Below are 13,121 nucleotides of genomic sequence, written 5' to 3'. Positions count from 1 at the left end.
TCGTTTGGGTAAACTATCGTGTGATTTTCGCATTTGAAGATGCGGCTGATAGCCTTTTCCATACCTGAATGGCCTTTTGCAGTCGGGGGCGGTTGTAGCGCTGCACCAGGATGGGGTATACGTTCAGGATCATATTCAGAAAAATCAACCACAGCGATTGCTCTAGTCCGTATTGGTATAACACGAAAAAGGTAAACCCAAGTACGATAAAGAAGATAACCAAATGCCCGAACTCAGATTGTCGGGTGTTGTATTCCAACCGCTGTAGTGCCTCCAGATCTTTTTTGACAGGGCTTACCGCTTTATGAAGCCTTTCCCATCCAACCCAAACCAGCAGCTTCCGGAAGATGTTGACACCAAACCATCGGTATACCTGCCCGCCATTTTCCCATACCTTCACATCAAAGTATTCAGTTGTGAGGGCTGGTTTAAAGGTTTGCATGATAGACGACACCGCCATCATCAGCATGAAATTAAAAACCCAGGCAAAAGAGAAGGAAGTGACGCCCAGCAGATAAGCTACGGCTAGAATCATGCCGACCGAAAATAGGGAGATGAGAAAAGTGCTCAGATATTTAGACATGGGTACAGCGTGCGGCTATGTTTTCAGGTATAGTGATTTACTAATTTACAGCTATTGCCCTTTCCGGTCAAACCCCAAAAAGAAAAAGGCACCACCTTGCGGGCAGCGCCTTTAACCACTCTAACAAATCACTGATGGTGGAGCTCCGATACTCGCTGCCAGCAGAGGTTCTTAAGAAATCACAGAAAAAATGTCTATGCAGCACCAAAGGGGCTCTGTCTTCCCCGATAGTGATACAAGTATAGGGAGTCTGAAACTGGCAATTTTAACTTTTAGACAGGCGACCGTTTTGCGTACCCTTACAGCAGGTATAGCACCCCGCAGGCTGTAAGCGGCACGATGGCTGCACTTCGTGTGGCAGGTATAGCCGCTCGTCTAAAAGCACCTGTCGGCTAGGGACTTGATGCGCAGAAAACGTAACTTTGCAGGATGGAAGTAAAACTGAACGCGGCACGTGAGCTGGAGGTAAAGAGCTGGAGTCTGCCGGATGTGCGTAACATCACTCAGAACAGGCTGCTGCTGCACCTGCTCTTCTGGGCGGTATACGTGTGCTTTTTCGGTCTGCTCTACGGCAGCTACATCGACGATTACTACAACGCCTTCATGATCGAGCTCATCGAGCTGCCGTTCAAGATGCTGCTGGTATACTTTAACATGTACTTCCTGATGCCGCAATACCTGTTGCAGCAGCGCTACCTGGAGTTCGCCGTATACCTCCTGCTCATGATGGGGGCCATCGGCATCCTGATGCAGTTTGTGCTCATGCCACTGCTCATTCATCCGCTCATCTGCCCGACTACCTGTACCAACGACAACCTGACGCTCCACCGCTTTGTGCGCAACATTGTGAATCTGGGTTACCTGGTGTCCATGTCAGCTGCCATCTACCTGCTCAAAAACTGGTACCGCAACCAGCAGTCCACGCAGCAGCTGGCGCAGGATAAACTGGAGGCCGAGCTTAAGTTTCTGAAAGGCCAGATTCACCCGCACTTCCTCTTCAACACGCTCAATAGCCTGTACTCGCTCACGCTCCGCAAATCCGATAACGCGCCGGAGGTGGTGCTCAAGCTATCAGGTTTGATGGACTATATGCTCTATGATGCCGCTGCTGCCAAAGTCCCGCTAGAAAAGGAGTTGAGCTACATACAGAACTACATTGCCCTGGAGCGCATCCGCTACGGCGACCGCGTAGACATCGCCTATACCGAGTCGGGAGGTATAGCCGGTAAGCAGATTGCACCCATGATGCTGCTGCCTTTTGTGGAGAATGCCTTTAAGCATGGCGTGAGCACCGAAACCAAAAACGCCTGGATACGGGTAGATGTTAAAGTGCAGGGCCATACCTTGGTAGTGCTCGTCGAGAATTGCAAATGCCTCGAAAAAGCCAGCGACAGCAACCGCGACTTTGCCTCGGGCATCGGCCTGAAAAACGTGCGCCGCCGCCTGGAACTGCTCTACGAAAACAAGTATAGCCTGGAGATTGAGGACGAGCCTGAGAGCTATGCCGTGCGTCTGGAGTTGCACCTGGGTCAGGGATAAAAATTTTTAGAGATTTATTCCCTGAGCCCTCCGAGGAACAGGGCTGTTTCTTAAGGGGGTTCTCCCCTTGAGGGGAGCGTAGAGGGGTGTTTACATCAGCGAGTAAATTGCAAAGAGGTCATTAATTGGGTTTTCTGTACTGCCTTTACACTCCTATAATCCCCTCAAGAGGATAGTTGCTAGCAGAAATTATAAGCCTTGCCTCTTGTAAGCAACAGGAGTGGGTTAACGTATACATTGAACATCAGCTAAGATTAACGCACGCCCATTACGTATACCTTGTGCCATACCTGAATAAAACATGAAACTACGCTGCCTGATAGTAGACGATGAGCCCCTGGCGCTGGACGTGCTGGAGACTTTTGTGGAACGCCTCGACAACCTGGAACTGGTCTGCCGCTGCAACAATGCTGTGGAGGCTTACAACTGCCTGCAGACTGAGCACATCGACCTGATGTTTCTCGATATCCAGATGCCCAAACTCACAGGTATAGATTTCCTCAAGTCTATACCTAATCCGCCCAGGGTCATCTTCACCACCGCCTACCGCGATTATGCCCTCGATAGCTATGAGCTCAACGCCGTGGATTACCTGCTCAAACCGATCGCCTTCGACCGCTTCCTGAAAGCTGTGGCCAAGGTGACGCCCGCCGAACCCAGAGGTATTGCCACTTCGCCTCCAGTGACAAATCAAACCGAACCGGATTACAAGGATGCCTTCATTTACCTGAAAGCCGACAAGAAGATGGTGAAGGTGATGCTGGCCGATATTCTTTACATCGAGAGCCTGAAGGACTACATCCGCGTAAAGACCGATACGAAGGAGATCATCTCATACCAGAAAATCTCCTTCCTGGAAGAAAAGCTGCCCACCGACAAGTTCCTGCGCATCCACCGCAGCTTCATCATCTCCCTCGACAAAGTACAGGCCTTCTCCGCCACCGCCGTCGACGTAGGCAAAACCGAAATTCCGATCGGACGCCTATACAAAAACGACGTGCTGCAAGTGCTCGGGCAGAACAACCTGCTGGAAAGTTAAAGCATTTAGGATTTTGAGAGTTTAAGAGGGAAGAAGTAAGGTGAAGCGAATTGCGTTTGCTCCATTTTGCTAATTATGCCAAAAGAGTCAGGTATAGCGAATGAAGTAAAACTTCTATACCTTAACTCGTAGCATAATATCTTTCTTTCCCGTAAAGGCTCGTCAGGAGACGCATTGTTGACTCCCAGACTCTTAAACTCTCTAACACCTAAATTCCCTTGAACTCCATCTCCAAAAAGAAGCTGTTTTACCCGATAGCGGCTTGCCTGCGCAGCTACCTGCACGAATACGACCGGGAGACGAAACTGCCGGTGCACTACGAAGACCTGGTCCACTATACCGACGCTTTCCCTTACTACGACAAAAAAGGGCACGACACACTCTGGGAGACCATCATGTTCGACCAGCAGGCGCAGGCGGAGCTCAACTCCGGACTGACCCAAATCTACGCCCTGCTTAAAACCGACGGCGACATGTCGGTAATGGAGCACCTGTACGTGTCCAGGGTCGATTACTGCACCTTCGGCAACTCCAATCCCTTCCGGGTGCAGATCATGAACCAGCTTAACGACAACTACGACTACTTCTATGTGAAGCGGGCCGATGCTTCCCGCATCTATGGGCTGGAGCTGGAGTACATTTTGTCGCCCAACCGCATCAACTACCTCGTGGATGGCGACACGCTCATTGAAGAGCATATTGCAGGTATACCGGGCGACCTTTTTATCAAAGAATACCTCAACCGGCCGGCCTCCAACAAGGTGCGCATTGCCAAAGAGTTTGTGAAATTTAACGAACGCTGCTTCGTGCGACTGCTCGGCGACATGCGCTCCTATAACTATGTGGTGGACATCACGCCTGACTTTGAGGATGAGCAGTACCGCGTGCGGCCCATCGACTTCGACCAACAATCCTACGAGGGGCGCAAGAGCATGTACCTGCCGCAGTTCTTCAAAGACAATAACGTGATTGTGGAACTGGTGCTCAAGCTGCTGAAACCTGATGTGGTGCGGCAGTACCAGAACGAGGAGCGCACGCTCATTTTCAGGCGCCTGCGCACTGCCCGCTACCGCCTTCGCGACCTGATCGACTGTATGCGCAAAGACACCATCTCGACACCCGAAAAAATAGCGCAGCTGAAACAGGAACTGGCCCAGCACCACAATTCAGACGAGTTTCTTAAATGTCGGGGCATGGGGGACCTGGTGCGCCTCAACCTCAAAACCGTGATGAAAAAGGCCAAAATCAAGTAGGGCTATACCTGCTGCTAAAGTCGCTCCAGGTTGTGGCGGGTGCGCTCGCTGTCGGTCAAATTGCCGGTGTTCACAGTAGTAGCGGGCTCAAACAGCAGCACTTCGGCCTCTTCGTGCGCCACTGGCCGGTGCTCCATGCCACGGGGAACGATCAGGAACTCGCCCGGTTGTAAGGTGATCGTTTTGTCCCGGAATTCCATATCAAAGCTTCCCTTTACGACCAGAAAGAGCTCGTCTTCGTGCTCGTGGTGGTGCCAGTCGAATGCGCCTTTGAACTTGGCGAGCTTCACCTGCTGCCCGTTCAGCTCGCCTGCAATGCGCGGATTCCAGAAGTCAGGTATAAGAGAAAACTTCTCTGCCAGGCTTACTTTTTCTATTTTCTGGTTCATGCTATACCTATTTTATAGAGTGGTGATGAATATCATCTAAATTTATTTGGACTGATTCTAAATAGGGCTTACCTTTGTGTTACTCGATTTAAGAAACAAGCGCCACCACTATGATAGCAGCAATAGCGAAGCCCGGAGAGACGATAACAGCAGCCCCTGAATTGGTCGAAATTTATGCAAACGAAGTAGGAGCCGTATTTCAGTGCGATCGTAAGAACCGCCTGATGCTATACTTTGCCGGAACGCTGAACGTGCTCAAGGTAGATACTTTTCTGCGTTTGAAGCAAGCCGTTGCCAGCATCGACCTGGAACAAATGGCCGCTAACCCTAGCCGCTCTTCTGATTACGAAATCGTGTCGGTGTGTGGCTGCGACCGCTGTTTTATCTTGTCCCTGACGGAGCTTTATGCCTTGCGCGACCTGCTGGCCGGTGCCAATTTCAGCCTTGAACTCAATCGCCTGCTGCACGAGTGCCTGACGCCACTCGAAGCGTAGTCTCGCAACATCAGCTATACCCACCAGCACAGCCCACAAGCTGTGCTTTTTTTATTTAGACTTTTTCCATATTTCAATCCAGGTATCCTTTTTCAGAACATTATACCTACCTTGATGGTAAGAATAAAGGACGCATCCTCTACCCGGAGGAGGCCCTTGATTTAGAACGAAAAACACCCCTATACCTATGAAGGATCTACTAAGGTTAAGAACTTCGCTGACCGAAGAAATAGAAAGAGTTCTCAACGACCAGATTAAAATGGAAGCGGACGCCTCGGCTATGTACCTGGCCATGTCGGCCTGGTGCGACCGCAACGGCTTCGACTTTAGTGCAGGCTATTTTAAGAAGCAGTCAGACGAGGAGCGTGAGCACATGTTGCGCTTGTTTAAGTATGTGTCTGATATGGGCGGCCGTGCCGTTTCTCCGGATGTCTCGGGTATTCAGATCGAGTTCGATTCTTTCAGAAGTGTGTTTGAGCAGGCGCTGCAGCAGGAAATCGCTGTGACGCAATCATTCAACCGCATGGCAGACAAGTGTATGAAGACCAAAGACTTTGTGACCTTCACGTTCCTGCAGTGGTTCCTCAAAGAGCAGATCGAGGAAGAATATGTGGCCCGTCGTGCGCTCGAGTTGTTCGATGTGATAGGCGAGGAGGGAACAGGCCAGTACGAGATTGACAAGCGTGTGCCGAAAATCACGTACGAGGATACTTACGAGGGATAATTACCCCTGCTATAAAAGCAAAAGCCTTTGGATTCGCTCCAAAGGCTTTTTTTATTGGCAGTCCCTATACCTATTCCTGATCGTCTGATTTAAGGATATGGTCGTTGAAAGCCTGTTTGGCCTTTTCTTCGGTGGTATATTGCAGCCATACATTGTCAGGCTGAAAACTCATGACGGGGGCAAAATCGCAGCGGTCGGTACACTCGGTCTTCACTACTTCTACCTTTCCTTTCAGGCCCATGTCTTTGATCATGTTGCGGAGCATTTTGCCGATCTCCTTTCCGCCCTTTTTCTTGCACTTGCTGCCTGTGCACACATATATCACCTTATCAGGTACCTCAAATCCTTTGCTCATGTATTAGTTTGAATTGCTTCTCTTTTAAAGAGGAAAACTTGTGAATTAGTTCATGTACGTGCAGTCCTATACCTTCGGCTTAAATTTGCTGACAGGCCGTAAGCCAACTGCGGGCCTCGTCTATATCTTTAAAGATACGCATCTCGAAGCGGCCCTGTACCCGATCCAGCATATCGGCTGAAGAAGCGGCTGCAAATGCATCTTCATTTGCAATGTGCGCATAATATTGCAATCCTGCTTCTGCGGCGGCAGGTATCCATACCTGCTCAATCCATTCCACTGATTCATCCCAACGCCCCACCAGGTTGCGGTTATCATTCAGTCCGCAAGAGGCTTTATGCTGCTTAATGGCTTGCAGTACGGCAAGGCTACCCTGCTTTACGTTTTCAGGAGACACATAGCCGATCCAGTCGTTATACACCCACTTGTTATGCTCATCATAATAAATGGTGAGGTAAGTTTTGCCTGTAGAAGATGTAAGCTCCTGTACTTTCATCCGGATAATTTTGTGCGCTGGTTTATTGAGGAACGGCAGCATTCGGTACTCCTTCCCGCTGACTTGTAGAAGTAAATGTAGTGAATTTGGTTTGTTAATGCCCTGTGCGATTATCATACGGCAATAGCCGCAGCCTTGATTTGCAAAAAGGACTGTTAAGAGAAAGCTTACTGGATATTGGTGTTCACCAGTTTGAGCTGACCGGCTCGCTTTTGCTCATGTGCCTTAGAGACTGGCCTTCCTGTAATAACTGTTGTCCCGAGTTCATTCCTGCCTATAAATGAATTTCTGTCTTTCCCTTCCAGACCAGCTTTTCCTGCCTGATGAAAGACCGAATGCTTGACTTGTCATAAAGTATAGGTGTCTACTTTCAGAATATTGCCTGAGTCTACCACATATTAGTGCCTTTGGCAATTTACAGTTTAGGTATGGAAGAATGCTGCGCCAAGGAGGTATAGGAACCAAGGAAACCCAGTAAGAATGTGAGTGAGGGCAGTGATTTTTTCAGAACAGTATTAAGTTAAGGATATAATTAGATATATTAAGCCTGCTATAAAAATTGCCAGCTCGGAGAAGACTGGTCTGATTTCTTTGAATGCTGATTTCTGGCTTAAACCTTCAACCTCACTTACTGTCTAACCTCACATCTAACCTATCTTAACCTTAAAAGAAACATGCACATCAAGACTCTGAGAACCCCGAAGCGATTGGCTGCTTCGTTACTGAGCCTATTGCTACTGGCGGGCTCCCCGGCTCCTGTCGTTTTTGCGCAGGGCGGCAACCAAGCCACCACCGGCTACCAGCGACCACCCGAGGTCATTGCCTCTATTATCGACGCGCCTTCTACACCAAATGTCAGCATTAATTCCAAAGGCGACTGGATGCTGCTGCTCGAGCGGGCGGGTTACCCCAGCATAGAAGAGCTGGCGCAACCTGAAAGCCGTCTGGCTGGACTCCGCATCAACCCCGCTACCAACGGGCAGAGCCGCGCCACGTTTATAAATAATATTAAAATAAAGCAGGTGAATGGCGGGCAGGAGTTTGAGCTGGCAGGTATACCGCAGAATGCCCAGATCTCTTACGTAACCTGGTCACCGGACGAAAAACAGATCGCTTTCACCATCACCAAAGCCAATGGCATCGAACTGTGGGTGGCAGGTATAGCCGACCGCCAGGCGCGCAAGCTAGCTGACGCCGCCTTGAACGATGCGTATAGCGGCAGTCCATTCTCGTGGTTGCCGGATAGCAAGTCGCTGCTCGTGAAGTTTGTGGACGAGAAGCGTGGCGAAATGCCAAAGGCTAACCTGGTACCAACGGGCCCGAACATTCAGCAAAACATTGGCAAGGCAAACCCATCGCGCACCTACCAGGATCTGCTCAAGAACAAGTACGACGAGCAGCTGTTCGACTACTACATGCAGACCCAGCTTAAAGTGGTGAGCCTGGATGGGAAACAGCAAAATGTAGGTCAGGCCGGCATTATCAAGAGTGCCGACGTATCGCCGGACGGGCAGTACCTGCTCGTGGAAACGATCCAGAAGCCTTACTCATACCTGGTGCCGCACTATTACTTCCCTTACAATGTGGAGGTGTGGGGCCGTGATGGTAAAGTAGTGAAGCAATTGGCCCAACTGCCACTCGCCGAAGATATTCCGATTGGTTTTGATAACGTGGCCAAAGGTCCGCGTGGCTACAACTGGAGACCTGACAAAGCGGCTACGCTCTATTGGGCAGAAGCGCAAGACGGTGGTGATGCCAGCAAAGAAGTTGCCGAGCGCGACGTGGTGTTTATGCTGGATGCGCCTTTCTCCGGAAAGCCTGCTAAACTGGCCGGAACCAAGTACCGCTATCGTGGTGTGCAGTGGGGCAATAATGATTTGGCACTTGTAAACGAGCGCCTCTGGAAAACCCGCACTGAGCGCGTCGTGCGCGTGAATCCGTCGAAGCCTGCACAGGCCGGTACGGTGCTGATCGAGCGCTCTTACGAAGATGGTTACAGTGATCCGGGAAGTCCGGTATACACCAAAAACCAATATGGCCGCAGCGTGCTGCTGACTGATAAAAAAGGCGACAACATTTACATGATCAGTGAAGGCGGCTCACCAGAGGGCAATCGTCCTTTTCTGAGCGAGTTCAACCTGAAATCGAAAAAAGCAAAGATCCTGTTCCGTTCTGAGGCTCCTTATTATGAGCGTCCGGTAGATATCATCGACCTGAACAGCAAGCGCATCATCACCCGTCGCGAGTCGGAGCAGGAAGTGCCCAACTACTTCGTGCGTGACCTGAACAAGAAGCGCATGACACAGGTTACAAAATTCCCCCATCCATACCCGCAGCTGCAGGGCGTGCAGAAAGAGATGCTGCAGTACGAGCGCAACGATGGTGTGAAATTGACCGCTGTGCTATACCTGCCGAAAGACTATAAGAAAGGTAGCGGACCGCTTCCGATGCTGATGTGGGCCTATCCACGTGAGTTCAAGAACGCAGCTGCTGCCGGACAGGTGAAGAGTTCGCCTTACGAGTTTACCCGCATCAGTTCTGGTTCGCCGCTGTTCTGGGTGACGCAAGGGTATGCCGTACTCGACCGCACGGACTTCCCGATAGTAGGGGAAGGAGATGCTCAGCCAAACGATACGTATGTAGAGCAACTGGTAGCCAGTGCCAAAGCCGCTATCGACAAGACAGTAGGTATGGGCGTGGCCGATCCGAAGCGCATTGCCGTGGGCGGACATTCTTACGGTGCTTTCATGACCGGCAACTTGCTGGCACACTCTGATCTGTTTGCCGCAGGTATAGCCCGAAGCGGAGCTTACAACCGCACGCTCACACCGTTTGGGTTCCAGCAGGAGGAGCGCACGTACTGGCAGGCGCCGGAGGTATACAACCGCATGTCGCCCTTCTCTGCCGCTCATAAAGTTAAAACGCCTATCCTACTTATTCATGGCGAGGCTGACAACAACTCCGGTACTTTCCCGGTGCAGAGCGAGCGCTTCTACAACGCCCTGAAAGGCCACGGTGCCACTACGCGACTGGTTTTCCTGCCGCACGAAAGCCATGGCTACGCAGCCCGTGAGTCAATCCTGCACATGCTCTGGGAAATGGATACCTGGCTGAACACCTATGTGAAGGACCGTCAGGTGCAGTAAGGTATAGCGACACATTCAATAAAAAAGCAAAATGCCCCGACCTATCTGGCCGGGGCATTTTGCTTATATACCTTGTGTCGTGTGCTGTCTATTGATTAATCGTCTTAATCGTGTGTGGCACAATATCACGCGGCCAGTTTTGCCCGTCTACCGGCTCTTCGGCGATCTTATCCACCACGCCCATCCCTTCTATTACTTCCCCGAACACCGTGTACTCCTGGTCTAGCGAGGGCTCCCCGCCGATACTGGTGTAAAGCGCAATCTGCTGTGGGGTATACTTTATGTTGTGTTTGGCCTCGAATGCTCTTAGTTCCTGAACTGTTCTGGGCTCACCCTGCACAATGTAAAAGTTATGTGAAGAAGATTCCTTCTCCGGGTTGCGCTCGTCGCCGTAGCGGGCCATGGCCAGGGCACCGCGCTTGTGGATGTACTTGGGGTTGAACTCCTGCGGAATTTTGTACGCCCCGTTTTTCATCGTACGGGTATCAGAGTCGCCGCCCTGCACGGCAAATCCTTTTATGACCCGGTAAAACTCTCCCTGGTCATAAAAACCTGCCTTGGTAAGGCGTACAAAGTTGGCACGGTGCAGCGGCGTTTCAGGGAATAGTCGCAGCTTGATATCGCCGTGGCGCGTGCTGATGATGATCAGGCTATCGGCATGCTCTTTTTCATAGGCAGTCAGTATAGCGACGGCACTCTCCGAGGTGAGCGGCTCCAGCTTGGCTGCTGTATCGGTTTCAAGATTCTCCGATTTGGCCTGTTCTTCTGTGTTGGGTTGGCAGCCTGTTATGCCCATAAAGATGACAATAGCAAAGAGGAGGGGCTGGAGGAAGCGTGTTTTTTTCAAGTAGTTCATAAAGGTGAGTTTAGTGCATCAGTTAATATAGTAAACTGTAGGTATAGTATGCAAATAAAATTGTACTGGCGCATTATTAAAATAGGATTAAAATTTGACTTTTCAAGGATAGTGCTTCCTGAATGCAAACTCTTTGATGCGAACAGCGTATAAAGGCGGCTCCAAATATTCTGATCTTTGCATACACCCAAAAAAGTGCCCTGATTGCCGTGGGAGGGAGGATTTGCGCGCTAAATTCAGTGCAATTTAAATGTTGCAACAACGTGTGGCCTGCAGCTAGCGCCAGGTGCATTTCATAAAAAAGCTTCCAAAAAAATTATACTTTTATTTGGATATATAAATCTCATTCAATAGTTTGCCTTTCACTATCCTTATAATAAACCTTAAAACTTTAACTAACCTAACATTTTTACAAGTATGAAAAACACCTTACGCGTTAAGAACGTTCTGCGTTCTGTCCTATTTGGCGCAGCTCTCTCTACTGCTGCCGTTTCGTTTACCTCTTGCGACTCTGAGGCCCCTGAAGCAACTGAAGTAGCAGAGAATTTACAGACCTCCACCCAAAATGGAGCTGTTATTAAAGGCCAATACATTGTAGTATTTAAGAAAGATGCCAATCAGCGTCTGGATGGTACTGTTACTTATGCCGAGCGTGTAGGCGCAGTGCGTGAAATGGGCCAGGAATTACTCTCCTCTAAAGGTATTTCCAATGCAACAATTGAGCAGGCCTATGGTCAGGCATTAGTAGGTGTGGCAGTAAAATTGTCGGATGACCAGGTGGACGCGCTCCGTAGCGATAGCCGTGTAGATTATATTGAGCCAGACAGAATTGTGATGCTGGCGAAGCCAGGAACAGGTGGCGGCGGTTCTGCAGGCCAGACGGTGCCTTACGGCATTGCCCGTGTGGGTTATGGTGATGGTACCGGTAAAACGGCCTGGGTGATCGACTCGGGTATAGACCTTGACCACCCAGACCTGAAAGTGGATGTTAACCGCAGCAGAACGTTCTTTACCTCTGGTAGAGATGCTGGCTCAGCTGACGATGGCAACGGACACGGCACACACGTAGCAGGTACAATTGCTGCGAAGAACAACACGATAGGTGTGATCGGTGTAGCCCACGACGCAACGGTTGTTGCTGTTAAAGTGCTTGACTCACGCGGTAGTGGTTCTTACTCTGGCGTAATCGCTGGTGTTGACTATGTGGCTTCGGCTGCTCAGTCTGGCGACGTGGCCAACATGAGCTTGGGTGGCCCAACTTCTCAGGCATTGGATGATGCAATTATTGCTGCTGCCAACAAGGGGGTTAAGTTCGCCCTGGCTGCCGGTAACGAGTCTACGCATGCTAACAACTCATCTCCAGCACGTGTAAACCATGCTAATGTGTACACAGTTTCTGCCATGAACTCTTCTGACTCATGGGCTAGCTTCTCTAACTACGGCAACCCGCCGGTAGATGTGTGCGCACCTGGTGTGAGCATCAACTCTACCTGGAAAGGTGGTGGTTATAACACGATCAGCGGCACATCTATGGCGTCTCCGCACGTAGCAGGTCTCCTGCTGCACGGACCACTTAGAACAAGCGGCACTGTGAAGAACGATCCGGACGGAAACCCAGATCCAATTGCAGTGAAGTAATCCGAACCGATAGGGATAGTGATACAAAACGGGCAGCTGAAAGGCTGCCCGTTTTTTTTATGCCAAAGCTTTGCGCATCACGTAGTCGTTCATCCAATAAGGGCCAATCGGGATGTCCTCTTCCAGCAGCACCCGGTAGCCTGAGCGCTCATAAAAAGCTTTTGCCTGGTTATACTTGTTTACATTCAGGTCCAGGTAACGGGCTCCTGCCTTCTTTACCCTTTCTTCCACCGCTGTCAGCAGCAAATTGCCCAGTCCCTCGCCCTGGCGCGAAGGGAGCAGGTATATCTTGTTGAGTTTGTATACAGCGTCTGAGGAATCTTTCATGGAATAGGCAGCAAAACCGATCGGCTCCGCAGCGTCCAGCAATAAAACAAAGCGTTGACCTTCCTGCATTTGCTGATCCAGGGCTTCGTAGGTATAGATCACCCCAAACATGTAGTCAATCTGTTCCCGCGAGAGAATGGCACGATATGTTGGTTCCCAAATAGCCTCGGCCAGTCGGTGAATGATATGTATGTCAGTTAGTGTTGCTTCCCGGATGCTAAACGTGGTGTTCATATGCTCTTATATTGCTGTGCTGGCAACGAAGATAGTTGCTCCCGTATA

Annotated in this window: 13 protein-coding genes; 7 read left to right on the top strand and 6 right to left on the bottom strand. The window is 50.2% G+C overall.

The window, feature by feature from the left end; translation table 11 throughout:
• Nucleotides 1–13: 13 nt before the first annotated feature.
• Nucleotides 14–583, bottom strand: a complete 570-nt coding sequence (locus AC4QZR_RS10890) for a glycosyl-4,4'-diaponeurosporenoate acyltransferase CrtO family protein (RefSeq protein WP_494480950.1) — start codon at nt 581–583, stop codon at nt 14–16.
• Nucleotides 584–1,012: 429 nt separating this feature from the next.
• On the opposite strand from AC4QZR_RS10890, the gene AC4QZR_RS10885 reads away from it, so the two are divergent.
• The 3 genes from AC4QZR_RS10885 to AC4QZR_RS10875 all read left to right on the top strand — a co-directional run bounded on the left by AC4QZR_RS10885 (nt 1,013) and on the right by AC4QZR_RS10875 (nt 4,414).
• A complete protein-coding gene (locus tag AC4QZR_RS10885) occupies nt 1,013–2,122 on the top strand; it encodes a sensor histidine kinase (RefSeq protein ID WP_494480949.1) in 1,110 nt (369 codons plus the stop codon).
• Between the two features lie 301 nt (nt 2,123–2,423).
• Nucleotides 2,424–3,161, top strand: coding sequence for a LytR/AlgR family response regulator transcription factor (locus AC4QZR_RS10880; protein WP_494480948.1), 738 nt, complete (start codon nt 2,424–2,426; stop codon nt 3,159–3,161).
• 218 nt (nt 3,162–3,379) lie between these two features.
• Nucleotides 3,380–4,414 (top strand): hypothetical protein, encoded by a 1,035-nt coding sequence (locus tag AC4QZR_RS10875; RefSeq protein WP_253402649.1) that lies wholly within the window; start codon nt 3,380–3,382, stop codon nt 4,412–4,414.
• 14 nt (nt 4,415–4,428) lie between these two features.
• Here AC4QZR_RS10875 and AC4QZR_RS10870 read toward each other — a convergent pair whose 3' ends face one another.
• Nucleotides 4,429–4,803, bottom strand: a complete 375-nt coding sequence (locus AC4QZR_RS10870; RefSeq protein WP_494480947.1) for a cupin domain-containing protein — start codon at nt 4,801–4,803, stop codon at nt 4,429–4,431.
• A gap of 110 nt (nt 4,804–4,913) precedes the next feature.
• On the opposite strand from AC4QZR_RS10870, the gene AC4QZR_RS10865 reads away from it, so the two are divergent.
• On the top strand, nt 4,914–5,297 hold the full coding sequence (locus tag AC4QZR_RS10865) for a hypothetical protein (RefSeq protein ID WP_220627589.1): 384 nt from the start codon (nt 4,914–4,916) through the stop codon (nt 5,295–5,297).
• A gap of 187 nt (nt 5,298–5,484) precedes the next feature.
• The gene (locus AC4QZR_RS10860) at nt 5,485–6,021 is read left to right on the top strand and encodes a ferritin (RefSeq protein WP_220627590.1); all 537 of its coding nucleotides are present in this window, start codon (nt 5,485–5,487) and stop codon (nt 6,019–6,021) included.
• Nucleotides 6,022–6,091: 70 nt separating this feature from the next.
• On the opposite strand, the gene AC4QZR_RS10855 is transcribed toward AC4QZR_RS10860, so the two are convergent.
• Together AC4QZR_RS10855 and AC4QZR_RS10850 are read right to left on the bottom strand one after the other, a co-directional pair.
• Nucleotides 6,092–6,376: a (2Fe-2S) ferredoxin domain-containing protein gene (locus AC4QZR_RS10855; RefSeq protein WP_220627591.1), complete on the bottom strand. Its 285-nt coding sequence runs from the start codon at nt 6,374–6,376 to the stop codon at nt 6,092–6,094.
• A 79-nt stretch (nt 6,377–6,455) separates the two neighbouring features.
• Nucleotides 6,456–6,914, bottom strand: a complete 459-nt coding sequence (locus AC4QZR_RS10850) for an STAS/SEC14 domain-containing protein (protein WP_494480946.1) — start codon at nt 6,912–6,914, stop codon at nt 6,456–6,458.
• A gap of 632 nt (nt 6,915–7,546) precedes the next feature.
• On the opposite strand from AC4QZR_RS10850, the gene AC4QZR_RS10845 reads away from it, so the two are divergent.
• The gene (locus AC4QZR_RS10845) at nt 7,547–10,018 is read left to right on the top strand and encodes a S9 family peptidase (protein ID WP_494480945.1); all 2,472 of its coding nucleotides are present in this window, start codon (nt 7,547–7,549) and stop codon (nt 10,016–10,018) included.
• 88 nt (nt 10,019–10,106) lie between these two features.
• Here the strand turns inward: AC4QZR_RS10845 and AC4QZR_RS10840 are convergent, their stop codons facing one another.
• Nucleotides 10,107–10,874, bottom strand: coding sequence for a peptidylprolyl isomerase (locus AC4QZR_RS10840; RefSeq protein ID WP_494480944.1), 768 nt, complete (start codon nt 10,872–10,874; stop codon nt 10,107–10,109).
• 417 nt (nt 10,875–11,291) lie between these two features.
• Between AC4QZR_RS10840 and AC4QZR_RS10835 the strand changes: the two genes are divergently transcribed.
• Nucleotides 11,292–12,512 carry a S8 family serine peptidase gene (locus AC4QZR_RS10835; protein WP_494480943.1) on the top strand — a complete coding sequence of 407 codons (1,221 nt, stop codon included), beginning with the start codon at nt 11,292–11,294 and terminating at the stop codon, nt 12,510–12,512.
• Between the two features lie 57 nt (nt 12,513–12,569).
• Here the strand turns inward: AC4QZR_RS10835 and AC4QZR_RS10830 are convergent, their stop codons facing one another.
• Nucleotides 12,570–13,073, bottom strand: coding sequence for a GNAT family N-acetyltransferase (locus AC4QZR_RS10830; protein WP_494480942.1), 504 nt, complete (start codon nt 13,071–13,073; stop codon nt 12,570–12,572).
• Nucleotides 13,074–13,121 lie beyond the last annotated feature (48 nt).

This window comes from Pontibacter sp. YIM B11418 (genome assembly GCF_059278805.1).
The sequence above is the reverse complement of the archived record's forward strand: the minus strand, read 5'-3'. Positions and strand labels throughout refer to the sequence as shown.

What these genes read in the sequence shown, in the direction of transcription:
- AC4QZR_RS10865 (WP_220627589.1), top strand. Translation starts at nt 4,914, where the DNA reads ATGATAGCAGCAATAGCGAAGCCCGGAGAGACGATAACAGCAGCCCCT.
- AC4QZR_RS10890 (WP_494480950.1), bottom strand. Translation starts at nt 583, where the DNA reads ATGTCTAAATATCTGAGCACTTTTCTCATCTCCCTATTTTCGGTCGGC.
- AC4QZR_RS10870 (WP_494480947.1), bottom strand. Translation starts at nt 4,803, where the DNA reads ATGAACCAGAAAATAGAAAAAGTAAGCCTGGCAGAGAAGTTTTCTCTT.
- AC4QZR_RS10840 (WP_494480944.1), bottom strand. Translation starts at nt 10,874, where the DNA reads ATGAACTACTTGAAAAAAACACGCTTCCTCCAGCCCCTCCTCTTTGCT.
- AC4QZR_RS10850 (WP_494480946.1), bottom strand. Translation starts at nt 6,914, where the DNA reads ATGCTGCCGTTCCTCAATAAACCAGCGCACAAAATTATCCGGATGAAA.
- AC4QZR_RS10860 (WP_220627590.1), top strand. Translation starts at nt 5,485, where the DNA reads ATGAAGGATCTACTAAGGTTAAGAACTTCGCTGACCGAAGAAATAGAA.
- AC4QZR_RS10880 (WP_494480948.1), top strand. Translation starts at nt 2,424, where the DNA reads ATGAAACTACGCTGCCTGATAGTAGACGATGAGCCCCTGGCGCTGGAC.
- AC4QZR_RS10885 (WP_494480949.1), top strand. Translation starts at nt 1,013, where the DNA reads ATGGAAGTAAAACTGAACGCGGCACGTGAGCTGGAGGTAAAGAGCTGG.
- AC4QZR_RS10830 (WP_494480942.1), bottom strand. Translation starts at nt 13,073, where the DNA reads ATGAACACCACGTTTAGCATCCGGGAAGCAACACTAACTGACATACAT.
- AC4QZR_RS10855 (WP_220627591.1), bottom strand. Translation starts at nt 6,376, where the DNA reads ATGAGCAAAGGATTTGAGGTACCTGATAAGGTGATATATGTGTGCACA.
- AC4QZR_RS10835 (WP_494480943.1), top strand. Translation starts at nt 11,292, where the DNA reads ATGAAAAACACCTTACGCGTTAAGAACGTTCTGCGTTCTGTCCTATTT.
- AC4QZR_RS10845 (WP_494480945.1), top strand. Translation starts at nt 7,547, where the DNA reads ATGCACATCAAGACTCTGAGAACCCCGAAGCGATTGGCTGCTTCGTTA.